This window comes from Streptomyces albofaciens JCM 4342 (assembly GCF_008634025.1).
Taxonomy (GTDB): Bacteria; Actinomycetota; Actinomycetes; order Streptomycetales; family Streptomycetaceae; genus Streptomyces; species Streptomyces albofaciens.
Map to the genome: position 1 here is coordinate 1,844,679 of NZ_PDCM01000002.1, position 22,442 is coordinate 1,867,120.

The 22,442-nt window shown below is 74.6% G+C and carries 19 protein-coding genes and 1 pseudogene; 10 read left to right on the forward strand and 10 right to left on the reverse strand.

The features are described from left to right. Positions 1-57 precede the first annotated feature (57 nt). The 7 genes from CP973_RS28290 (at position 58) to CP973_RS28320 (ending at position 6,122) form a co-directional block, all read left to right on the forward strand. Positions 58-792 carry a hypothetical protein gene (locus CP973_RS28290; protein WP_150246741.1) on the forward strand — a complete coding sequence of 245 codons (735 nt, stop codon included), beginning with the start codon at positions 58-60 and terminating at the stop codon, positions 790-792. 96 nt (positions 793-888) lie between these two features. Continuing rightward, complete coding sequence (locus tag CP973_RS28295) at positions 889-1,593, forward strand: ABC transporter ATP-binding protein (RefSeq protein WP_150246742.1); 705 nt, start codon at positions 889-891, stop codon at positions 1,591-1,593. Continuing rightward, complete coding sequence (locus CP973_RS28300; RefSeq protein WP_150246743.1) at positions 1,590-3,293, forward strand: DUF6297 family protein; 1,704 nt, start codon at positions 1,590-1,592, stop codon at positions 3,291-3,293. The genes CP973_RS28295 and CP973_RS28300 overlap by 4 nt, the downstream gene beginning before the upstream one ends. Positions 3,294-3,395: 102 nt before the next feature. Further along, complete coding sequence (locus CP973_RS28305; protein WP_150246744.1) at positions 3,396-3,971, forward strand: short chain dehydrogenase; 576 nt, start codon at positions 3,396-3,398, stop codon at positions 3,969-3,971. A gap of 61 nt (positions 3,972-4,032) precedes the next feature. Then, positions 4,033-4,575, forward strand: coding sequence for a GNAT family N-acetyltransferase (locus CP973_RS28310; protein WP_150246745.1), 543 nt, complete (start codon positions 4,033-4,035; stop codon positions 4,573-4,575). Positions 4,576-4,627: 52 nt separating this feature from the next. Next, positions 4,628-5,665 carry a CopD family protein gene (locus CP973_RS28315; RefSeq protein ID WP_244410050.1) on the forward strand — a complete coding sequence of 346 codons (1,038 nt, stop codon included), beginning with the start codon at positions 4,628-4,630 and terminating at the stop codon, positions 5,663-5,665. 82 nt (positions 5,666-5,747) lie between these two features. After that, entirely contained in the window at positions 5,748-6,122 is a 375-nt protein-coding gene (locus CP973_RS28320) for an MmcQ/YjbR family DNA-binding protein (RefSeq protein WP_150246746.1), read from the forward strand. A 51-nt stretch (positions 6,123-6,173) separates the two neighbouring features. On the opposite strand, the gene CP973_RS28325 is transcribed toward CP973_RS28320, so the two are convergent. Together CP973_RS28325 and CP973_RS28330 are read right to left on the reverse strand one after the other, a co-directional pair. Further along, positions 6,174-7,928, reverse strand: a complete 1,755-nt coding sequence (locus CP973_RS28325; RefSeq protein WP_150246747.1) for an AMP-binding protein — start codon at positions 7,926-7,928, stop codon at positions 6,174-6,176. Further along, positions 7,925-9,733 carry an AMP-binding protein gene (locus CP973_RS28330; RefSeq protein ID WP_244410051.1) on the reverse strand — a complete coding sequence of 603 codons (1,809 nt, stop codon included), beginning with the start codon at positions 9,731-9,733 and terminating at the stop codon, positions 7,925-7,927. The genes CP973_RS28325 and CP973_RS28330 overlap by 4 nt, the downstream gene beginning before the upstream one ends. Before the next feature lie 93 nt (positions 9,734-9,826). On the opposite strand from CP973_RS28330, the gene CP973_RS28335 reads away from it, so the two are divergent. Further along, a complete protein-coding gene (locus CP973_RS28335) occupies positions 9,827-10,669 on the forward strand; it encodes a helix-turn-helix domain-containing protein (RefSeq protein WP_150246748.1) in 843 nt (280 codons plus the stop codon). 66 nt (positions 10,670-10,735) lie between these two features. On the opposite strand, the gene CP973_RS28340 is transcribed toward CP973_RS28335, so the two are convergent. The 6 genes from CP973_RS28340 to mgtA all read right to left on the reverse strand — a co-directional run bounded on the left by CP973_RS28340 (position 10,736) and on the right by mgtA (position 17,479). Next, positions 10,736-11,083 (reverse strand): PRC-barrel domain-containing protein, encoded by a 348-nt coding sequence (locus CP973_RS28340; protein ID WP_150246749.1) that lies wholly within the window; start codon positions 11,081-11,083, stop codon positions 10,736-10,738. Between the two features lie 133 nt (positions 11,084-11,216). Continuing rightward, a complete protein-coding gene (gene dmpI, locus CP973_RS28345) occupies positions 11,217-11,399 on the reverse strand; it encodes a 4-oxalocrotonate tautomerase DmpI (protein WP_150246750.1) in 183 nt (60 codons plus the stop codon). Between the two features lie 115 nt (positions 11,400-11,514). Next, positions 11,515-12,462: a LysR family transcriptional regulator gene (locus CP973_RS28350; RefSeq protein ID WP_150246751.1), complete on the reverse strand. Its 948-nt coding sequence runs from the start codon at positions 12,460-12,462 to the stop codon at positions 11,515-11,517. A 113-nt stretch (positions 12,463-12,575) separates the two neighbouring features. Continuing rightward, positions 12,576-13,781: a GNAT family N-acetyltransferase gene (locus tag CP973_RS28355; protein ID WP_150246752.1), complete on the reverse strand. Its 1,206-nt coding sequence runs from the start codon at positions 13,779-13,781 to the stop codon at positions 12,576-12,578. Positions 13,782-13,812: 31 nt separating this feature from the next. Next, positions 13,813-14,619 (reverse strand): MgtC/SapB family protein, encoded by an 807-nt coding sequence (locus CP973_RS28360; RefSeq protein WP_150246753.1) that lies wholly within the window; start codon positions 14,617-14,619, stop codon positions 13,813-13,815. A gap of 67 nt (positions 14,620-14,686) precedes the next feature. Beyond that, positions 14,687-17,479, reverse strand: coding sequence for a magnesium-translocating P-type ATPase (gene mgtA / locus CP973_RS28365; RefSeq protein WP_150246754.1), 2,793 nt, complete (start codon positions 17,477-17,479; stop codon positions 14,687-14,689). Between the two features lie 579 nt (positions 17,480-18,058). Here mgtA and CP973_RS28370 point away from each other — a divergent pair. Then, complete coding sequence (locus CP973_RS28370) at positions 18,059-19,075, forward strand: endonuclease/exonuclease/phosphatase family protein (protein WP_150246755.1); 1,017 nt, start codon at positions 18,059-18,061, stop codon at positions 19,073-19,075. A gap of 15 nt (positions 19,076-19,090) precedes the next feature. Here the strand turns inward: CP973_RS28370 and CP973_RS28375 are convergent, their stop codons facing one another. Continuing rightward, positions 19,091-19,567 (reverse strand): winged helix-turn-helix transcriptional regulator, encoded by a 477-nt coding sequence (locus CP973_RS28375; RefSeq protein ID WP_150246756.1) that lies wholly within the window; start codon positions 19,565-19,567, stop codon positions 19,091-19,093. Positions 19,568-19,682: 115 nt separating this feature from the next. Here CP973_RS28375 and CP973_RS28380 point away from each other — a divergent pair. Further along, positions 19,683-21,050, forward strand: a pseudogene (locus tag CP973_RS28380) (MFS transporter); the annotation flags it as partial. On the opposite strand, the gene CP973_RS28385 reads toward CP973_RS28380, so the two are convergent. Continuing rightward, positions 21,051-22,412 (reverse strand): XdhC family protein, encoded by a 1,362-nt coding sequence (locus CP973_RS28385; RefSeq protein WP_150246757.1) that lies wholly within the window; start codon positions 22,410-22,412, stop codon positions 21,051-21,053. Between the last annotated feature and the right edge of the window lie 30 nt (positions 22,413-22,442).

Genomic DNA, 22,442 nt, shown 5'->3' on the forward strand with positions numbered 1-22,442 from the left:
GGGATCATGGACGGCAGTGGAGAATCCTGTCTGCCGACCTACTTGCCAGGAGCGACCATGGCCGACAGCGTCCCGGTGCGCTGCCCGACGTGCCGCCGCGAGAACGCCTTCACCCCGCCGACGTTCCCGTGCGCCTGCGGGGCACCGCTGACCCTGCCGGTGCTGCGCGGCGGCGTGCCGGTGGAGATCGTGCACCGTACGTGGCAGAGCTCCTGGGTGGAGGTGCGCTGCGACACCTGCGGGCGGCTGGACGAGTGGCCGGCGCCGGAGTCGGGCTGTGTGTGCGGCACGGTGGTGCGCGTCCCCGTCGTCCCCGTACCGAATCCGCCCCCGCCGAACCCGCGGGCGCCCGGCAGCCCGCCGGCGGACGCGCCCGAGCCGCACGCCGCGCCGCCGGTGCTGCGCCCGGCCTTCCGCCCGGTCACCATCCGTACGGCCCGCGACTGTGTCACCGCCGCCGCCCAGTACCTGAAGTGGCTCGGCTTCACCGACGTCACGGCGGCGCAGGAGCGCAGCGCGTCCGGCGTGGACCTGCGCGGCACCGGCGTGGTGGCCCAGGTGGACCCGACGACCCGGGCGACCAAGCTGCGGGAGATCGAATGCCTGTGGCTCAACGGACTCAGTGATTCCGCGATCGCGGTCTGCTTCTCCCTGGCGGGCTACTCCCGCGACGCCCGCGCCCGCGCCGACGCCCTGCACCTCCCGCTGTTCGTCATGGACCTCACCGGCACCCCGCAGCCGGTCAACGACCCGGCCGACGAGCTGATCAGGGACGGCGCCACGGGGCGGTAGGGACGGCGGCGAGGCCGTCGGCGGGGGCGGCGGCCGGCCGGGCGGGCCCGGCTGGTTAGGGTCGGTGGGTTCCCGACCAGCGTACGGAGAGGCTCGATGACGGCCAGGAACAGCGCGGACGCGCTGCTGCAACTGCGCGGGGTCAGCCGGCGCTACGGCGACCGGCAGGCCCTGCACCCGATCGACCACGACCTGGCCGCGGGCCGCTGCACCGCGCTGTTCGGGCACAACGGGTCCGGCAAGTCCACCCTGCTGCGGATCGCGTGCGGCCGGGACGCGCCGACCGGCGGCCGGGCGCTGTTCGCGGGCCGTACGGTCGCCGAGGACGACCCGGAGGTACGGGCGCGGGTCGCGGTCGTCGGCGACAGCGTGGCCTGCTATCCGGACCTCACCGTCCGCGAACACCTCGAACTCGTCACGGTCGCGCACGCGGTGGACGACGCCCCGGCCTGGATCGACCAGGTGCTCGCCGACCGGCGGCTGGCCGACCACGCCGACGCGCTGCCCAACGCGCTCTCCTCCGGCCAGTTGCAGTCGCTGCTGCTGGCCGCCGCACTGGTCCGGCCGCGCGACCTGCTCGTCCTGGACGAGCCGGAACAGCGGCTCGACCCCGACGCCCGCGCGCGCCTGGCCGCCCTCCTGGTCGCCGAGAAGGAGGGCGGCGTGGCCGTCCTGCTCGCCACGCACCAGGCCGAGCTGGCCGAGGAGGTCGCGGACCACATGATCGCGCTGGAGGACGGCCGGGTGATCGAGCAGGGCGCTCCGGCGGAGGTGCTGCGGAAGCTGGGTGTGCGCTCATGACGGCGCGCGCTACGGACACGGAGCCGCGCGCGGCGGAGGAGGAGACCGCCGGCCCGGCCGTCTGGAACGAGCAGGAGGACGACCGCACCGCCGAGACGCTGCGCTGGCTGCGCACGAAGCGTCGCGCGCACCAGCGCCGGCGCCGCCGCGACCGTGCCGTCCTCGCGTACTGCGTGGTGCTCGCCGCCCTCGGCTACGGCGGCGGCTACACCCTTCGCTTCCTGCGGTCGCTGGAGCTCGGCGCGGACCACGGCACCCTCGGCGCGGACCTCCGGCGCACCCTGCCGGCCGCCTTCGTCGCCGTGGCCCTCGCGCTGGCCGTGCTCGCCGCCCGCGACGCGCTGTGGCGCGGGCCGGTGGTCGTGTCCGGACCGTCCGCGGGCTGGCTGCTGGCCCAGCCCGTACGGCGCGGCGCGGTGCTGCGGCCCGCCTTCCGCCTGTCCGCCCTGCTGGCGACGGCCGCCGGGGCGCTCGCCGCGTCGGCCGCGGCCGTCGTCCTGCACGTCACCGGCCTGGCGTCCTTCGGCGGCGCGCTGGCCGCCGTGCTCCCGGCCGGGGTCTGCCTGCCGCTGCTGGCCGTGTCGCTGGGCATGGCGGTCGAGCGCAGGCCGCGACCGGCCCGTCTCGTACGGCGGCTGACCGCGCCCGCCGCCCTGCTCCTGGCGCTCGCGGCCGGCCAGGCGGCGCTGGCCTTCGGCGGCCGTCGCTGGGCGCCTCTGGAATGGGCCGAACTGTGGTCCGGCCCGTGGGGCTGGGCAGCGCAGCCGGTGGTGGCGGTCACCGGCGGCCCGGCCCCGGGCTGGCCGGTCGCGCTCGTACTCCTCGCGGCTGTCACCGCCGCCGCTGCCGGGTACGCGCACCGGGACGCCGCGCACGTGCCCAACGCCCAGCTGCGCGGCCGCGCGGCAACGGCCTCGGCCGTCACGTCCGGCGTGTTCGCCCTGGAACTGCGGGCCGCGAAGCTGGCCGTCCTGGAAGCGGGCGGTGACGCGCCCAAGCGCCGGGTCCGGCTCCCGGCGCCCCCGCACCGGTACCTGATCGTGGTGTGGCGCGATCTGCTGGCCCTGCTGCGCATGCCGGGGCGGCTGGGGCGGGCGGTCGCCTGGACGGCCGCCGCGGGCGCGGCGGTGGGCCTCGGTGCCGGGCCGGTCGCCGAGCGGCGCGTGCTCGGCCTGGCCGTGGGGCTGCTGTGCGGGTACGCCGCGGTCGGCGCCCTCGCCGAACCGGCCCGCCTGGAGACGGACGACGCGCGGCGGGCGGCCTGGTCACCGTTCCGGCTGCGGACGCTGATGCTGCACCATGCCGTCGTGCCGGGCGTGCTCGGCGCGCTGCTGGGTCTGCTGGCGGCCGTACCGTACGCGCTCGCCGGCGCGGGATGGGCCCTGCTGATGATGCCGCTGTGCGCGGGGCCGTTCGCCGCGGCGGCGGTCTTCGGCGCCTGCCGCGGCCCGGCCCGCACGGACCTGCTGTTCGCCGGGGGTGCCACCCCGATGGGCGGCCCGGGCCCGTTCCTCTTCGCCGCCTGGTACGCCGCCGGGCCCCTGGTCTCGGTCACCGGACTCGCCCTCGCCCTGAACGCGGCCCTCGCCCACGGACCGGACGCGCGGTCGGCGCTGCACGTCGCCGTCGTGGCCGTACTGCTGACGGCCGGTCTGCTGTTCTTCGCGGCCCGCTCGGCGGACCGGCTCGTACGGCACTGAGCCGTCCGGCCGGGGCTCGCCGGCCGGGGAAGGAAACGACCGCTCCGGCGGTTGTGTCCGGCTGTGACAGCCGACCGCACGCGCGAGGAGCCGGGGGCCCGTATGAAGGTGATCGTCATCGGAGCGAGCGGGGTCATCGGCAGCGCGGTCGCCGACGAGCTGGAGGGGCGCGGGCACACGGTCGTCCGAGCCGCGCGGCGCGGACCGGTGCGGGTGGACATGGAGGATCCGGCGTCCGTGGACGCGCTGTTCGAGAACCCGGCCGTGCGGGGCGCGGACGCGGTGGTCTGCTGCGCGGCGAGCGGCCGGCTCGTCCCGCTGGACGAGCCCTCCGACGCCGAGTTCACCCGTGGCCTGCACGGCAAGCTGCTCGGGCAGGTGCAGCTGACCCGGCGCGCGCTGCACCACCTTCAGGACGGCGGGGCCGTCGTGCTCACCGGCGGACGGTTCGACGAGCCCACGCCGGGCGGCGCGTTCACCGCGCTGGTGAACTCGGGGCTGGACGCCTTCGCACAGGCCGCGGCGCCTGAGATGCCCCGTGGGCTGCGGCTGACCGCCATCAGCCCCGGCTGGGTCGGCGAGACCCTGGAGCGGCTGGGCACGGACCCGTCCGCGGGTATCCCGGCCGCCGAACTGGCCCGTACGTACGCGGACGCCGTGGAGGGACGTACCGCCTGACCCGGCGCCGGACCCGGGAAAACCGGCTGCCCTCCGCCGCGCGACCTGCGACGGTGCTGCCATGAAGGCATCCGGCACCCGCCCCGACCCCGTCATCCGTCCGGCCGCCCCCGGCGACCTCCCCGCGCTGCGCGACATCGAGCGCGCGGCCGGGGAGTCGTTCCGCGCCCTGGGCATGGACCTGATCGCGGACGACGAACCGCCGTCGCTGACAGAACTGACTCACCATCAGCGGGCCGGACGGGCGCTGGTCGCCGAGGACGGCTCGGCGGACGGCGCGCCGCTCGCGTATCTGCTGTGGGAGCCGGTCGACGGCTGCGCCCACATCGAACAGGTCTCGGTCCACCCGGACGGTGCCCGCCGCGGCCTCGGCCGGGCGCTCATCGAGCGGGCGTGGCGGGACAGCGGGCTCCCGGCGCTGACCCTGACCACGTTCGCGGACGTGCCGTGGAACGCCCCGTACTACGCCCGCCTCGGCTTCCGTGTCCTCGGCGGGGCCGAACTGACCCCGGGGCTGCGGGCGGTCCGCCGACGGGAGGGTGAGCTGGGGCTGGACCGGTGGACGCGGGTGTGTATGCGCCGGGACGCCGGCCTGGCGGGGTGACCTCCGGACAGGCCCGCTTGCCGGTGCTCCGGGTGCCGGGGACCATCGCCGGATGAAGCCACCGATGAATCCGCCGCAGCCGGCCTCCCGGCGCCCGTCCGGCCCGTTCGCCGTCGGCCGGACGTGCGCGCCGCCCGCTCCCCTGTCCCCCGCCCGGCGCGTCCTCGCCCTGGCCGCGTCCGCCGCCGTCGTCGTCCTCGTGCCGCTGCTCGGTACGGGGCTCGTGGTCGACGAGTCGTACGAGGTCCGATTACCCGGGGACGGGGCCACCGCGCTGCTGCGCGCGGTGCTGCTGGCCGCGCTGTGCGTGCACCTCGGGGAGTTGGCGGGGGTGCGGCTGGCGCGGCGGGTGGCCGGGGCTCCGGCGGGGCTGCCGCGGCCGTGGGCGGTGCGGGCCGCGTGGGCGGGGGTGGCGGCGGCGGTGGGGCAGTTGCTGCTGGTGGCGGGGAGCGGCTCGCCGGTGGCGGGGCTGTCCGGGCCCGCCCTCGTCGAGGCGTACGGCACCCGGCCCGGCCTGCTCGCGCTGCTGGAGGCCAACGCGTTCCTGCTGGCCGCCCTGTGCGCCGCTTCCGGACGCCCGGGGTGGGCGGCCGTCCCGCTGGCGGCCATCGTGTTCGGCGAGGCGCTGCGGGCCCATCCCGAGCCGTACACCCCGGAGACCGGTACGGCTCTGACCCTCGTGCACCTGACGGCGACCGCGCTGTGGACCGGCGGGCTGCTGTACGTGCTGCGGACGCGGTGGCGGTGGCGGCACGACGCGGCGGCCGGCCGGGAGTTGCTGACGCGGTACGCGCGGCCGGCGGCGCTGCTGTTCGCCGCGATCACCGCGACCGGCGTGTGCAGCACGCTGCGCCGGCTGCCGCTCGCGGAGACGCTCGCCACGGGGTACGGGCGGGTGCTGCTGGCCAAGCTGGTGCTCGTCCTGCTCGTGAGCGGGCTGGCGCTGGCCGCGCGCGGACGGCTGCGGCGGGAGGCGGCCGTGCCGGGCGCGGCCACCCGGCCGGCCCGCGCGGAGCTGGTGGCGCTGGCGGCGGTGGTACTGGTCTCCGCCGTGCTGACCGCCGTACCGCTGCCGCCCGCGCCGGTCTGAGCGGCTGCGGGCGGTGCCGGGCGGAGCCCCGGTGCGGCGGCCGGGCCCGGGGCCGGACCGGACAGCGCGCCATAATGCCTGCATGTTCGATGCCAAGCGGCTGCGGGCCGTGTGTCTGGACTTCAACGGAGCGGTCGAGGAGTTCCCGTTTCCCCGGCACCCGGAGGTGTCCACGTTCAAGGTCGGCGGAAAGATCTTCGCGCTGACCACCCTGGACGCCGTGCCGCTGACCGTGAGCCTGAAGTGCGACCCGGAGCTGGCCGAGCGGCTGCGCGCCGCGCACCCCGAGATCGTGCCGGGTCACCACCTCAACAAGCGGCACTGGAACACGGTCACGCTGACGGGGGCGCTGGACGACCGGCTCGTCCTCGACATGATCGAGGATTCGTACGACCTGATCGTGGCGCGGCTGCCGCGCGCCCGGCAGCTGGCGCTGGACTGGCCGGGCCACGCCTGATCCCCGTCCCCCGGTGGTGCGCGGCCCGGCCGTACCGCGGCTGACGGCCCGTTACGTCTGGGCGGCCTCGACCGGCCCCGCGGCGCCCGCGCCCGTCGGGCGTACCGGCGCCGCCGTCGCCTCCGCCTCCGCCGCCAGCCGCGCCGCCAGCCGTTCCCGCAGCTCGATCTTGCGGACCTTGCCGCTGACGGTCATCGGGAAGGCGTCGAGGACGTGGACGTAGCGCGGGACCTTGTAGTGCGCCAGCCGCGAGCGGCAGAAGCGGGCCAGCTCGTCGCGGGTGAGGCCGGCCGCGGGGTCGCGCAGGATGACGCAGGCGGCGATCTCCTCGCCGTACTTGGCGTCCGGCACGCCGACCACCTGCACGTCCGCGATCTTCGGGTGGGTGTAGAGGAACTCCTCGATCTCGCGCGGGTAGACGTTCTCCCCGCCCCGGATGATCATGTCCTTGATGCGGCCGACGATCCGCAGATAGCCGTCGTCGTTCATCACCGCGAGGTCGCCGGTGTGCATCCAGCGCTCCGCGTCGATCGCCTCGTCGGTGCGCTCCGGCTCCTCCCAGTAGCCCAGCATCACGCTGTAGCCGCGGGTGCACAGCTCACCCGGCTCGCCGCGCGGCACGGTCGCGCCGGTCGCCGGGTCCACCACCTTGACCTCGATGTGCGGCAGCACCCGGCCCACCGTGCCGGTGCGGTGCGCCAGGTCGTCGTCGCGCCGGGTCTGGGTGGAGACCGGCGAGGTCTCGGTCATGCCGTAGCAGATGGAGACCTCGGCCATGTGCATCTCGGAGACGACCCGCCGCATCACCTCCTCGGGGCACGGCGAGCCCGCCATGATCCCGGTGCGCAGCGACGACAGGTCGAACGTGGCGAAGTCCGGGTGGTCCAGTTCGGCGATGAACATGGTCGGCACGCCGTACAGGGACGTGCAGCGCTCCTGCTCGACGGCGCGCAGGGTGGCCGCCGCGTCGAAGGCGGGCGCCGGGATGACGATGCACGCGCCGTGCGAGGTGGCCCCCAGATTGCCCATCACCATGCCGAAGCAGTGGTAGAAGGGCACCGGCAGACAGACCCGGTCGTGTTCCGTGTAGCCGACCGTCTCGCCCACCCAGAAGCCGTTGTTGAGGATGTTGTGGTGGGAGAGGGTGGCGCCTTTCGGGAAACCGGTGGTGCCGGAGGTGTACTGGATGTTGACCGGGTCGTGCGGCGACAGTTCCTTCGCGCAGGCCGCCAGCCGCTCGTGCGGCACCCCGGCGCCCGCCGCCAGCAGCCCGTCCCAGGTCGGGTCGTCGATGTAGACCACGTCGCGCAGCGCCCGGCTCTCGGCCCGCACCTGCTCGATCATCCGCCGGTAGTCGCTGGACTTGTGGGCGACGGCGGAGACCAGGACGCTCATCCCGGCCTGCTTGAGCACATACGCCAATTCGTGGACACGGTAGGCCGGATTGATGTTGACCATGATGGCGCCGATGCGGGCGGTGGCGTACTGCACCAGCACCCACTCGGGGCAGTTGGGCGCCCAGATGCCGACCCGGTCGCCCTTGCGCACGCCCTTGGCCAGCAGGCCGAGCGCCACCTCGTCCACCGCCCGCCCCAGCTCCGCGTACGTCCAGCGGCGGCCGCCCGCCACGTCCACCAGCGCCTCGCGGTCCCCGAAGCGGCTGATCGCGCGCTCCAGGTCGGCGCCGATGGTGCGGTCGAGCAGCGGCCGGCCGCTGTCGCCCCGGGCGTACGCCGGCTGGCGACCCGCCGCACCGCTCTCCCGGGGTCCCGGCGGGTGGCCCGGTGGCCTGCTCATGTCGGTCATCGGTGGTCTTCCTCTCGGTACTCGGCGGCGCCCCCGCCCTCCTCGGCGGTGCGCTCGCGCAGTTCCACGCGACGGATCTTGCCCGAGACCGTCTTGGGCAGGTCCGCGAACTCCAGCCGCCGTACGCGCTTGTACGGGGCGAGCACCGCCCGGGAGTGGGCGAAGAGCACCGCCGCGGTCTCGGGTCCAGGTTCCCAGCCGGCCGCCAGCACCACGTACGCCTTGGGCACGGCCAGCCGGACGGGGTCGGGCGCGGGCACCACGGCGGCCTCGGCCACCGCTTCGTGCTCCAGGAGTGCGCTCTCCAGCTCGAAGGGTGAAATCTTGTAATCAGATGCCTTGAACACGTCGTCGGCCCGTCCCACGTACGTGATGTAGCCGTCCGCGTCGCGGGAGCCGATGTCGCCGGTGCGGTAGTAGCCGCCGGCCATCGCCTCGGCGGTGCGGTCCGGGTCGCCGTGGTAGCCGGTGGTCAGGCCGACCGGGCGGGCCGACAGGTCGAGGGCGATCTCGCCCTCGTCGGCGGGCTCGCCGGTGACCGGGTCCAGCAGCACGACCTCGAAGCCGGGCAGGGGGCGGCCCATGGAGCCCGGTTTGAGGGGCTGTCCCGGGGTGTTGGCGACCTGGACGGCGGTCTCGGTCTGCCCGAAGCCGTCGCGGATGGTGACGCCCCACACCTCCCGCACCCGCTCGATGATCTCCGGGTTGAGCGGCTCTCCGGCCGCGACGATCTCCCGCGGCGGGTTCTTCAGCGCCGTCAGATCGGCCTGGATGAGCATCCGCCAGACGGTGGGCGGCGCGCAGAAGCTGGTGACGCCCGCGCGGTCCATCTCGGCCATCAGCCGGGCCGCGTCGAAGCGGGTGTAGTTGTGGATGAAGACGGTGGCCTCGGCGTTCCAGGGCGCGAAGAGGTTGGACCAGGCGTGCTTGGCCCAGCCCGGCGAGGAGATGTTCAGGTGGACGTCGCCGGGTTTCAGGCCGATCCAGTACATCGTCGCCAAGTGGCCGACGGGGTACGAGGTGTGGGTGTGCTCGACCAGCTTGGGGCGGGCCGTGGTGCCGGAGGTGAAGTAGAGCATCAGGGTGTCGTCGGCGTGGGTGGGGCCCGTGGGCTCGTACGTCTCGGCGGCGGAGTACGCGTCCTCGTAGGCGAGCCAGCCCGCCGCCGCGGCCTCCGCGCCGCCGCCGACCGCGATCCGGGTGTAGTCGCCGGGCACGTCGGCGAACTTGCCGATGTCGGCGCCCCGTACGAGCACGTGCCGGGCCCGGCCGCGCCCGACGCGGTCGGCGAGGTCGAGCGGGCCGAGCAGCGGGGTGGCGGGGATGACCACGGCGCGCAGCTTCATCGCGGCGAGGGCGGTCTCCCACAGCTCGATCTGGTTGCCGAGCATGACCACGATCCGGTCGTCGGCGCGTACGCCCTGCGCGGCCAGCCAGTTCGCGGCCTGGTTCGAGCGGCGGCGCAGCTCGTCGAAGGTGCGGCGGGTGTGGGTGCCGTCCTCCTCGACGATGTGCAGGGCGGTGCGGCCGTTGCCGTCGGCGATGCGGTCGAACCAGTCCAGCGCCCAGTTGAAGTACGCGGGGCGGGGCCAGGTGAAGCCCTCGCGCGCGCCGTCGTAGTCCTCGCGGTGGCGCAGGAGGAAGTCCCGGGCCGCGCGGAACGCGGCGGTCGGGCCGGTGCCGGTGGCGTCGGCACCCGTTACGGCGCCCGAGGGATCCGCCGCACCCGCCACCCCCGCAACGGGCACAACCCCGCCCTTATCACCCGTACCACCCATCACACCGGTCTCTTCCGTGTCCGCCATGTGTCCTCCTCATTGCCGCACCGCCTACCGCCATCGTGTAATCAGTGACGCAGGTCTCACCACCCCCGAACGGGGGGAAGCGGAGGTTTCGGCGTGCGGGTCGAGTCAGAGTCCGGCGGGTCCGTGGACATACGGGCGGCGCTGTCGCGGCTGCGGCGGGCGAGTGGGCTGCCGGTGGCGTTCGGCGGGCTGCGGTCCGGCACCGGCCGCTACCGCATCGGCGAGCTGGCGGGCACCAGGTCCGCCGTGCTGCACGGGCTCGCCATCCGGCACGGCAACGGCCTCGGCGGCAAGGCCGCGGCGCTCACCCGGCCCTTCGCGGTGACCGACTACCGCTCCTCCCCCGTGATCAGCCACGAGTACGACGCGGCCGTGGCGGCCGAGGGCCTGTGTTCCGTGCTCGCGGTGCCGGTCGTGGTGCGCCGCCGGGTGCGCGGCGTCCTGTACGGGGCACTGCGGCACCCCGTACAGCTCGGCGACCGCTCGCTGTCCGCCGCCATGGCGGTCGCCCGGGAACTGGAACAGGCCCTGCTGCTCCAGGACGAGGCCCAGCGGCTGCTGTCGGTCGCCCGGCAGCCGGCCGCCGCCGACCCGGCGGTGTGGGAGGAAGTGCGGGAGGCGCACGGCGAGCTGCGCGCGCTGGCCCAGCGCATCGCGGACCCGGCCCTGCGCCGGGAGCTGCTAGCGGCCTGCGGACGGCTGGCGGCGGCGTCCTCCCCCGGCCACGGCACGCAGGACACGGTCCCGCTGGCACCGCGCGAGGTGGACGTCCTGGCGTGCGTGGCCACCGGCGCGACCAACGCGGTGGCGGCGGAGCGGCTGGGTCTGCGCCCGGAGACGGTCAAGAGCTATCTGCGCTCGGCCATGCGCAAACTGGGCGTGCACTCCCGCCTTCAGGCGGTGGTGGCGGCGCGGCGGGCGGGGGTGCTGCCGTAGCCCTTCCGCCGAACGCGGCGCGGGTCCGGCCGGGTGTCCGGCCGGACCCGCGCGTGGCGCGTGGTGTCACGTGTGATGCGGCTGGTAGTAGCGCCCGAGCTGTTCGTGGTAATCGGGGTTGCCGAGGTGCTTTTCCTTGTCGAACTCCGGCGAGTTCTTGATCTCTTCCTTGGTGCGGGAGACGAAGATCTTGCGTTCGGCGTTGTCCACCGACGCGATGACACCGGCCGGCAGCAGGACGCTCTTGCCGAAGATCCATACGCCGGTGTCCACCACGATCCAGGCGGCGCCCACCTCGTCGGAGTGCTTGTCGACCTTGCCGATGCTGCCGTCCGTGGCCTCGACCTTGTACCCGACGAGGTCCGTGCCCGCCGTGTGCCCGGCGGAGGCGGGGTAGCCCCAGATGTCGGTCATGGAGAGCTCCTTCGCACGTTCGGGAGTCGCAACACGGCGCCGGGTGCCCGGGGGCACGGCGGGCAAACGGCGGCGCGGCGCGGTGCCGTGACTTCCGGCCACCGCGCCGCGCCGCCGTTTCCGGCCGCCCCGCCTACTTGTCGGCGGTCAGCTTCCCGGCCGAGCCCCAGCTGTCGGTGGGCACCTCGTGGATCCACACCTGCACGCTCTCGGCGGGTACGTGCAGCGTGTCCACGAACGCGTCGGTGATCTGCCGGACCAGCTCGCGCTTGAGCTCGGTGCTGCGCGGGCCCTGCTGAACGGTGACGACGGGCATGGCGGAACTCCCCTCACGGCGGCGGCCGCCCGGCCTTTCCGGGCGGCTCTTCCGCAGGTCCCCAGTTCATCCGGAGCGGGCCCCGCGACCAAGAAGCAGTCCGCGCTCGCTGCGATCACGGATCGAGATCGTGTGCGGCGGCCGCACACGCCGCGAGCAGCGCGTCGAGGCACGCGGGCGGCGCGGTGCGGTGCACGGCCAGCGAGGTGGTGAGCGTGAGGGGCGTACGGAAGGGGCGGAAGGCGACGCGCGGGGTGCGCAGTTGGCGGGCGTGCGCGGCGTACACCACGGTCCAGGACGGGTCGGCGGGCCCGGCGGCACCGATCGCGGCCAGGCTGTCCTGGAGCGAGCCGCCCGGCGGGCCCGGTACCGGCACGGGCTCGAAGCCCGCTTCGTGGCAGGCGGACAGGACGCGGTCGACGAGGGCCGGATTGGTGCGGCGGGCGGTCAGGCGCAGCGGTACGGCGGCCAGCTCGGCCAGGTCCACGCCCTCGCCCTCCCCCGGCCCGGGGGCCGCGAGGGGGTGCGCGGCGGGCAGGACGGCGACGAGCGGGTCCGGCCACAGCGGTACGTGGCGGAGCGCGCCGCCGGTACCGCCGCTGTCCGTGCCGACGCTGTCCGTGTCCCGTACGAACGCGGCGTCCAGCTCGCCCTTGGCCACCCGGTCCAGGCGTTCGCGCGTCGGCGCGGAGACCAGGTGGACACCGAGGCCGGGGGCGGTACGGGACAGGGCGTCCAGGACCCGGTCCAGGTGGTCGCCCAGGCCCGCGCTCGTCCCGAGCCGCAGGGCTCCGCGCCGCGTGCCGATCAGCTCGGCGACGACGGCGAGCGCGCGTTCCTCCGCGGCGAGCAGGGCCCGTGCCTCGGGCAGGAACCGTTCTCCGGCGGCGGTGAGCCGTACCTGCCGGGCCGACCGGTCGAACAGGTCCGCGCCCACCTCCCGCTCCAGCCGCCGCACCTGCTGGCTGACCGCCGACTGCACGATGTGCAGCCGCTCGGCGGCCCGCCCGAAGTGCAGTTCCTGCGCGACCGCGACGAAATACCGCACCTGCCGCAGCTCCACGCCGCCCTCCCCCGTCCGTCCGTACGGGGTCATTCTCGCGGAACGCGGAGGCCGGAAGCCGACCGCCCCTCAGGGGCCCTCCCGGCGGTTCAGTGGCCCTCCGGGCGGTCGGCTCAGTAGTCCTCGCCCGTGAACGGCAGGTGCTCCGTCTCCAGCGCGGCGTCCAGCAGCCGGGCCGCGCCGGGCGTGCGCTCCTCCACCAGCCCGGCCCGCACCAGCCGCCGCAGCGGGGTGCCGCCCAGGTAGCAGGACGCCAGGTCCCGTACGTCCAGGGCCAGGTCGGCCGGGGCGCCGGCGGGCTCGTACGTGGCGCCGGACGGGTCCGCGGTCAGCCGGAAGCGGCCGGCGTTGGCGGGCAGCGTGGCGTCGCGCACCTCCAGCACCAGGTCGGCGGGCGCCGCCCAGGAGCGGGCGGTCAGCGCCTCCGCCACGTCCACCAGCCGCAGCCACAGCGCGGGCCACTGGCCGGTGACGCGCACCTGGTCGCGGTCGGCGGCGAACAGCAGCAGCGGGTCGTCGGCGGCCACCCAGGCGCGCACCTTGCGCGTCAGGTCGATGGAGGCGAGGTACGTCCAGAGGGCCGCGGCGGCGGGCGCGTCGGCCGCCTCCATCTCCTGGACGGTGACGGCGCCCTTCTCCCCCACCCGGTAGATGACGTATCCGGCGGCGGGCGCGCCCTTGTCGCCGAGGACGACGATGCGCGCCGGGCCGTCGTCGTCATCGTCGTCCTCGTCCTGGGCGAGCACCGAGCGCCGCCACCACGCCTCGTCGCGGACGAGCAGTCCGGCGCGCCGCGCCCGGCTCGCCTGGTACAGCGGCGCGATCACCGGTACCGCGGCCTCGGGCGCGAGCAGCCGCAGCGGGCGCCGGTCGGGCGTGATGCGCAGGTCCAGGGGGCGGCTGGAGTCGATCTCGACGGCGTACGCCTCGGTGGCCGGGCCGAAGCCGAAGCGGCCGTAGATCGCGTCCTCCGACGCCCACAGGCAGGCCAGCGGGCGGCGGCCGGCGGCGCACCGGCGCCACAGCTCGTCCAGCATGCCGGTGAGCACACCGCGCCGCCGGTGGGTGGGCGCGACGGAGACGAAGTCCAGTTCGGCGGCGGGCAGTTCGCCGCCCGGTACGGAAAGGCCCAGACGGTGCGCCGCCGTGAAGCCGACGATCTCCTCGCCGTCGTACGCGCCCACCCGTTCGCAGTCCAGCAGCATTTCGCGCTGGCGCTTACGGGCGGCGTCCCCGGTCTTCGCGTGGAAGGCCAGGTCGGCGAGTTCCAGGGCCCGGTCGAGGTGTGCTTCGGGGATGTCCCGGATGTCCGTGGTCACCCCGCGACGCTAACCCGGGCCCCGCGCGCCGTCATCCGGTTTTCCGGGGCGGCCGGTCCCGGTAGCCGTCGCCGAAGTTCCCGGCGCAGTCCTCCTCGCCGCCGTCCGGGTGGTTCAGGACGGTCCAGCTCACGGCCGACACCGCGGGCTCCAGCGAGAGCCTGCTGACGGCCTCTTCGAGCAGGCTGTCGTCGCGCCGCTCGGTGGTCAGCTCGGCGGCGACGGTGACCTTCGCCGGCGTACCGTCGTCCGCCTGCCCGGTGCCGTCGTCCCGGCTGTGCACCGCCCGCAGCCGGAAGCCCGGCCGGCTGACGGCCTGTACGACCAGCGCCCTGATGTGGGCCTCCTCGGGCTCGGTGCACACCGCCTCGAAGTAGTAGTCGGTGGCGACCTCGGCGCCGCCGCCGGGCTCCCGGTCCAGCCGGCGGCCCAGCGGGCGCAGCACCAGGTTGGCGCCGACCACCCCGGCCGTGCCGAGCGCCGCGACCACGTACAGCCCGGTTCCCGCCAGGGCGCCGACCGCGGCCGAGCACCAGAGCGTGGCCGCGGTGTTCAGGCCGCGGACGTTCAGCCCGTCGCGCATGATGACGCCGGCGCCGAGGAAGCCGATGCCGGAGACGATCTGCGCGGCGACCCGCGAACCGTCGTAGCCCGTGGTGCTGGTAGCCGCCGCGAAGCCGTACTGCGAGAGCAGGACGAAGAGCGCGGCACCGGCGGCGACCAGCGCGTTCGTGCGCAGGCCCGCCATCCGGGCGCGCCACTGCCGCTCCAGGCCGATGATCGCCCCGAAGCCCAGGCCGGCCGCGATGTTCGCGGCCAGCTGCCACTCGTTCACCATGATCCGCGCTCCTCCTCGTGCGCCGGTGCGGGGCCGCCCGGGGGCGGCCCCCTTTCTCATCGGCGGTTCACAGCCAGGTGTTGAACCGGCGGATGTACCAGGTCTTCACGCCCTGGGTGAGCAGGCAGTACGCCAGCAGCGTCCCGGCCAGCCACGGGAAGTAGCCGAGCGGCAGCGCCTGCATGCCGAGTGCCGGGGCCAGCGGCGAGAACGGCAGGGCGATGCCGAACGCCATGACCAGGGCGGTCATCAGCAGCACCGGCCAGGTGGCCCGGGACCGCACGAACGGGATGCGGCGGGTGCGCAGCATGTGCACCACGAGCGTCTGCGTCAGCAGCCCCTCGACGAACCAGCCGGACTGGAACAGCGCCTGGTGCGCCTCGCTGTCCGCCCCGAAGACGTGCCACATCAGCAGGAACGTGGTGATGTCGAAGACCGAGCTGGTCGGTCCCAGGACGAGCATGAAGCGCCCGATGCCCCGGGCGTCCCAGGCGCGCGGCTTGCGCAGGTACTCCTCGTCCATCCGGTCCCAGGGCGTGGCGAGCTGCGAGATGTCGTAGCAGAGGTTCTGTACGAGCAGCTGGGTCGCCAGCATCGGCTGGAAGGGGATGAACGCGGAGGCGGCCAGTACCGAGAAGACGTTCCCGAAGTTCGAGGAGGCCGTCATCTTGATGTACTTGATGGTGTTGCCGAAGGTCCGGCGGCCCTGGAGGACGCCCTGGCCGAGGACGGTCAGGTCCTTCTCCAGGAGGATGATGTCGGCGGACTCCTTGGCGATGTCCACGGCGGTGTCGACGGACACGCCGACGTCCGCCTCGCGCAGCGCCGCGGCGTCGTTGATGCCGTCGCCGAGGAAGCCGACCGTGTGCCCCGCCCGCTGGAGGGCGCGCACGATCCGGGCCTTCTGCACCGGGTTGACCTTGGCGAACACGGTGGTCGTACGGACCAGTTCGGCCAGGTCCGGCTCGTCGAGCAGGTCCAGGTACGGGCCCGTGACGACGGTGCCCGTCTCGATGCCCACCTCGGCGCAGACCCGCGCCGCGACCGCCTCGTTGTCGCCGGTGACGACCTTGACGGCGACACCGCTGCCGGCCAGGGCCCGCAGCGCCTCGGCGGCGTCCGGCTTCGGCGGGTCGAGGAAGGCCAGGAAGCCGCGCAGCGTCAGCTCCGCCTCGTCGGCGACGCCGTACGTGTCGCCGTGCGCCTCCCCGTCCATGCCGTCGTAGGTGTCGCCGACCGCCGGGAACTCGCGGGTCGCCACCGCCAGGACCCGCAGGCCCTGCCGGTTGTGGTCCTCGGCGGCCCCGGCGACCTGCCGGCGCAGCGCGTCGGTCAGCGGCACGCGCCGCCCGCCGTCGGCGAGGTGGGTGCACAGCGCGAGGACCTCCTCGACCGCGCCCTTGGTGACCATGAGGTGCCCCTCGTCCGGGCCGTCGAGTCCGTCGCGCCGCAGCACCACCGACATCCGGCGCCGCGCGAAGTCGAAGGGGACCTCGTCGACGAGCGTGAAGCGGGCGTCGACGACCACCTCCTCGGCCTCGTGCATCCGGGCGACGACGGCCTGGTCCATGGGGTTGCGCAGACCGGTCTGGAAGTGGCTGTTGAGGTAGGCGTACTCCAGCACCTCGCCGCCCCGGTCCGTGTCCCCGGCCCCGCTCCCGTCGCCCGTCTCTCTGCCGTACGCGTCGAGGCAGCGGCGCAGGACCACGCGGTCCTCGGTCAGCGTGCCGGTCTTGTCGGTGCACAGCACGTCCATCGCGCCGAGGTTCTGGATGGCGTTCAGGCGCTTGACGACGACCTTGCGCCGCGCCATGGCGACCGCGCCGCGCGCCAGGTTGGTGGTCACCACCATCGGCAGCATCTCGGGGGTCAGCCCCACCGCGACGGCCACCGAGAAGGTCACCGCCTCGGCCCAGTCGCCCTTGGTCAGCCCGTTGAGGACGAACACCAGCGGCACCATGACCAGCATGAAGCGGATCAGCAGGAAGCTGACCTTCTTCACGCCGACGTCGAAGCCGGTCTCCGGCCGCTCACCGGCCAGCGAACCGGCCATCGACCCGAAGTAGGTGTCCGCTCCGGTGGCCACGACCACGCCGGTCGCGGTGCCGGAGGTCACCGACGTGCCGGCCAGCACCAGGTTGTCCGCCTCCACCGGGTCGGCGCTCCCGCCGCGGTCCCGCGCCGGGGTGTCGGCCTTGGCGACGGGCAGCGACTCGCCGGTCAGCGCGCCCTGCGCGACCATCAGGTCCTTGGCGGACAGCAGCCGCAGGTCGGCCGGTACGAGGTCGCCGGCGGCCAGCTTGACGATGTCGCCGCGCACCACGTCCGCGACGGGGATCTCGACGGTGGCCGGCGCCTGCGTCCGGCCGGACCGGCGCTGTACGGCGGTGGTCGTGGTGACCAGGGCGCGCAGCGCGGCGGCCGAGCTGTTCGAGCGGTATTCCTGCCAGAACCGCAGCAGCCCGCTGATCAGCACCATCGCGCCGAGGATCGGGATCTTCGGGTCGAAGGGCTCGGTGTCCGCGGCCTGGAGCCACTGCGCGTACATGACGGCGGCCAGGGCGGCGAGGACGAGGATGAACGGGTTCCAGAAGGCCTTGGCCAGCTGGACGTACCAGCGCGGGACGCGCTCGTGCGCGACGACGTTGGGCCCCTCGCGCTCCAGGCGCGCCACGGCGTTGTCGTACAGCAGCCCGTCGCGGCCGGTGCGCAGGTCCTGAAGGACGCGGGAGACCGGGCGTGCGCCGATCTCGGCCAGGTGCGCGCCGACGGCGCGGGTACGGGCTTCGAGCTCGGCGGCCCGGCGCTCCCGGCGACGGCCCGGCGGCGCGAGCTTCTCGGGGGTCAGCAGGTGGGTCATGACGAAACCTCCCTCCGTACGGGCGCGCGGCGGCGCCGAGACACGGCGGCATATCGGCATGACGGCGTGCCCCGGTGGCGCGCGGCGCCGGAACGGGGAATTCGGCGATCGTGAATTACGGAGTTACGGAATTACCGGAGGCACGGAAATGCGGGCACGCCGGAATACGCCGTGACGCGGCGGTGCGCATTCGGGACGCACGGCGGCAGGCGCAGGACGTACGGGCATTCCGCACGGAGGAGAGAAAACGCAGGGCACACCGACCGGACCGTATGCGACGACGAGGCGCGTCGGACGTATCGCCCGCCGCCGGTCGCCCACGGCGAATTCACCGGTCAGCCGACCAGCCGGTACTGATCAGCCGGCCACTGCAACGCTGCGGCAAGGACTTCCTTCGGGACTCATCCCGATCACCTCCTTGCTCGCGCGGACACAAACGCGGTGCCGCGTGTTCCGGCACCCGCACCACCGAATAATGCCATACGCCCCGCCGTTCCCTCCCCCTTTTCGGCCAAGAATTCCCCAAATACCCGTGTGATCCGGCTCGCACCCGCCGGCCGGTACGGCACCATCGTCACCATGGCGACGGAAAACGCCACGGCCGCGCGCACCGGTACGGGGACGGGTCCGGGCCGGGCACCACGGAGACGGCGGGCGGCCCGCGTCGGTGCGGCCCTGCTCCTGTTCGTCGCCACCGCGCCCTTGGTGTTCCGCGCCGCCGGCTCGGACGGGGTGACACCCGTGCCCCAACTCCTCGCCTTCCTGCCGTGGTTGACGGCACCCGCCGGGCTCGCCCTGGCGCTGTCGCTCGCGGCCCGCTGGCGGCCCGGCCTGTTCTGGGCCGCCGCCGCGCTGCTCGTCACGGCCGCGTTCGTCCGGCCGTACGGTGCCGAGGCCCCCGCGCCGCACGGCCCGGTCCTCGCCCGCCTCCGCGTGCTGACCGCCAACCTCGAATTCGGCCGGGCGACGGACGGGCTGCTCGCCACGCTGCGCCGGGAGCGCCCCGACCTGGTCGCGGTCCAGGAGTGCGACCGGGACCGCTGCGCCGCCGCCCTGGACTCCGCGCCCGTCCGCGCGGCCTACCCGTACCGCCTGCGCGCGGGGTACGGCGCGGCCGAGGGCTCCGCCGTACTGAGCCGCTTCCCGCTCACCCGGGACGGCGCGGTCGCGGGCGAACTGGCCATGCCGCGCGCGGCCGTCACCGTCGCCGGGCAGCGGCTGCACTTCCAGGTCGCCCATCCGATGCCGCCGCTGCCCGCCTCCCTGGGCACCTGGCGCGCCGAACTCGGCCGCCTGCGCGCCCTGGCCGCCGCCCGCGGCCACGAACCGCTGATCATCGCGGGCGACTTCAACTCCAGCCAGGACCACGCCGCCTTCCGCGCCCTCCTCGACACCGGCCTGCGCGACAGCGCCCGCCGGACAGGCCACCCCCGCACCCCGTCCTGGCCGTCCCGGACGACCCCCGTCCTGGGCGCCCAGATCGACCACGTCCTGGTCAGCGACGCACTGCGCCCGCACGCGGCACGCTTCCTCGACCTGCCGGACACGGATCACCGGGCGCTGCTCGTCGAACTCGATCTCCACGCGCCCCGCTGAGGCCCGCCCCCGCGGTCACCCCTCCCGCTCGCGGCGGTCGTAGGCGGCGCGCGCCTCGGCGATCTCGCTCTGGTGCACCTCGGTCCAGGTGACCAGCGCCTGGATCGTGTCGTGCAGGGTCGCGCCCAGCGGCGTCAGCTCGTAGTCCACCCGGGGCGGCACGACGGGGTGCACCGTACGGCGGACGAGGCCGTCGCGTTCGAGCTGGCGCAGGGTGACCGTCAGCATCCGCTGGCTGATGCCGTCCACCTCGCGGCGCAGCTCGGTGAAGCGCAGCGTGCGGCGGTCCAGCAGCGCGATGACGAGCAGCGACCACTTGTCGGCGACCCGGTCGAGGATCTGCCGGACCTCGCAGCCCTCCCGTACGTCCCACTGCCGGGCGTCGTAGTCGCACCCGTCGCCGGGAGCACCGCCGTACGCGCCGTCGCCGCACGCCTCGGCCGGATGGGTTACTCCGGTGTGCCCGGGTGACTTCGAAGTGCCTTCTTCCATGGCCGTACACGGTGCCGGAAGATGCGGTCGGTAACAAGAGGTAACCGACCAGCACAGGAGGAACCGAGCCATGACGTCCGACGGTCCGGCCCCGTCGCCCGGGGACGGCGCCCGCATGAGCGGCCGCACCTGGGGCGTGCTGCTCGTCCTCTGCGGCGCGATCTTCCTGGAGGGGATCGACGTCGCCATGCTGAACGCGGCGCTGCCGTCGATCCGCGCCGAACTCGACCTGACCACCGGCGAGTTGCAGTGGGTGATGAGCGCGTATGTGCTCGGCTACGGCGGCTTCATGCTGCTCGGCGGGCGGGCCGCCGACCTGTTCGGACGGCGGCGGATGTTCCTGCTGCCGCTCGGCGTCTTCCTCGTCTTCTCCGGCCTGGGCGGTATCGCCGGCGACGGCTGGACGCTCGTCCTCGCCCGGTTCGTGACGGGCGCGTGCGCCGCGTTCATGACGCCCGCCGGGCTTTCGGTCATCACCACCGGCTTCCCCGCCGGACCGCACCGCACCAAGGCGCTGCTGGTCTACTCGGGTACCGGGGGCGGCGGGTTCTCGGTCGGTCTGATCGTCGGCGGCCTGCTGACGGCGGCCGACTGGCGGTGGGTGTTCTTCGCCCCGGTGGTGCTGGCGGCCCTGATCCTCGCCGCGGGGCTGCCGCTGATCCCGCGTACGGAGCCGGCCCGTGCGGCGGGCAGGCGTCCGGGGTGCGGCCGCCCGCCCCGCCCCCACCTGGACCTGCCCGGAGCGCTCACCGTGACCGGCGCGCTCCTCCTGTTCGTGCTGGGCGTCGAGCGCGCCCCGCACGCCCCGGTGGCCCAGACCCTGGCGGCCCTCGCCGCTTCCCTGGGCCTCCTGCTCGCTTTCGTACGGATCGAGCGGCGCTCCCCCGCCCCGCTGGTGCGGCCCGGCATCTTCCGTACGTGCTCGCTGGTCCGCGCCAACCTCACCGGACTGCTGTTCACCGGCGGGTTCTTCGGGTTCCAGTTCGTCGTCGTGCTGTACCTGCGCGAGCTGCGCGGATGGTCGACGGTGCAGACGAGCCTCGCGATGCTGGCGATGGGCGCCGACGCGGTGCTCGCCCCCGTCCTGACGCCCCGGCTCGTCCGGCGGTTCGGCAACGCGCGGGTGATCCTCGGCGGCCTGCTGCTGGCGGCCGTCGCCTACGCCGCGTTCCTGCCGCTCGGCACGGACCGCGCGTACGCGGCGATGTTCCCCAGCCTCCTGCTGATCGGCATCGCCTTCGCACTGGTCCACGGCCCCCTGACCATCGTCGCCACGGACGGCGTCGACCACCGCGAACAGGGCCTGGCCGGCGGCCTCCTCCACACGTCCTTCCAGTTCGGCGCGGCCCTCGGCCTGTCGGCGACAACAGCCGCCATGCCCCTCGGCGACACCGCCCCGCTCACCGCCTATCGGACCGCGCTTCTGGTTCCGCTTGTGTTCGCCGTACTGGCGGTGGTCATCCGTCCGCGGGGGCGTGCCTCCTCACGCCGCCGAGACCGGCCCGATCCGGTCCAGAGGCGCCGGCGCGTCGTGGTGGATGGGCGTATGCGCGCCGGTCAGCGGCGTGCCCGTGCCGCCGCGGCGGTTGGCGATGATTTCGGCGGCGATGGACAGGGCCGTCTCCTCGGGGGTGCGGGCGCCGAGGTCGAGGCCGATCGGTGAGCGCAGGCGGGTGAGTTCGAGCTCGGTCAGGCCTGCGGCGCGGAGGCGGTCCAGGCGGTCCAGGTGGGTGCGGCGGGAGCCCATGGCGCCGACGTAGGCGACGGGGAGGCGCAGGGCGCGCTCCAGGAGGGGGACGTCGAACTTCGGGTCGTGGGTCAGGACGCACAGCACCGCGCGGGCGTCGAGGTCCTGGGTTTCGAGGTAGCGGTGCGGCCAGTCGACGACGATCTCGTCCGCGTCGGGGAAGCGGGCGCGGGTGGCGAAGACGGGGCGGGCGTCGCAGACCGTGACGTGGTGGCCGAGGAACTTGCCGGCGCGCACCAGGGCGGCGGCGAAGTCGATGGCACCGAAGACGATCATGCGCGGTGCGGGCACGGAGGATTCGACGAGGAGGGTGACGGGTTCGCCGCAGCGGGAGCCGTCGGCGCCGATCTCGACGGTGGCGGTGCGGCCCGCGTCCAGGAGGGCGCGGGTCTCGTGAACGGCGGTGCGGTCCAGGCCCGGGTGACCGCCGAGGGTGCCGGTGACACCGCCGTCGGGGCGTACCAGCAGGGCGCGGCCCAGGAGGTGCGCCGGGCCGCGGACGACCCGGGCCACCGCCGCCGCTTCGCCCGAGGCGGCGGCTGCCAGGGCGGTGGTGAGGGTGGAGCTGGTCGTGGCGGTGGCGGTGGTGGCGGCGGTGGCGGCGTCCGTCGCGGGCTCGGTGCGGGGGGTGCCGTTTCCCGGCCCGGCTTCCGTACGGGGGCCGCCGTTTCCCGCTCCGGTCTCCGTACGCGGGCCGCCGCCTCCCGGCCCGGTCTCCGTGCGCGGGCCGCCGTCTCCCGCCCCCTCCGTCCCGGCATCGCCGTCCCCCGCCCCCTCCGTACCGTACAGCCGTACCGGAGTGATCAGGATGTCGATGACGCCTCCGCAGGTCAGGCCGACCGCGAAGGCGTCGTCGTCGCTGTAGCCGAAGCGCTCCAGAACCGTTTCGCCGGTGCGCAGCGCCTCCTGGCACAGTTCGTAGACCGCGCCCTCCACGCATCCGCCGGAGACCGACCCGACCGCCGCGCCGTCGCTGTCGACGGCCAGTGCGGCGCCCGGTTGGCGGGGCGCGCTGCCGCTGGTGGCCACGACCGTGGCCACCGCGAAGGGGCGTCCCTGCCGGGCCCACCGGTGCAGCTCGTCGGCGATGTCCAGCATGTCGGTCTCCTTACGGTGAGTGCGGGGCGG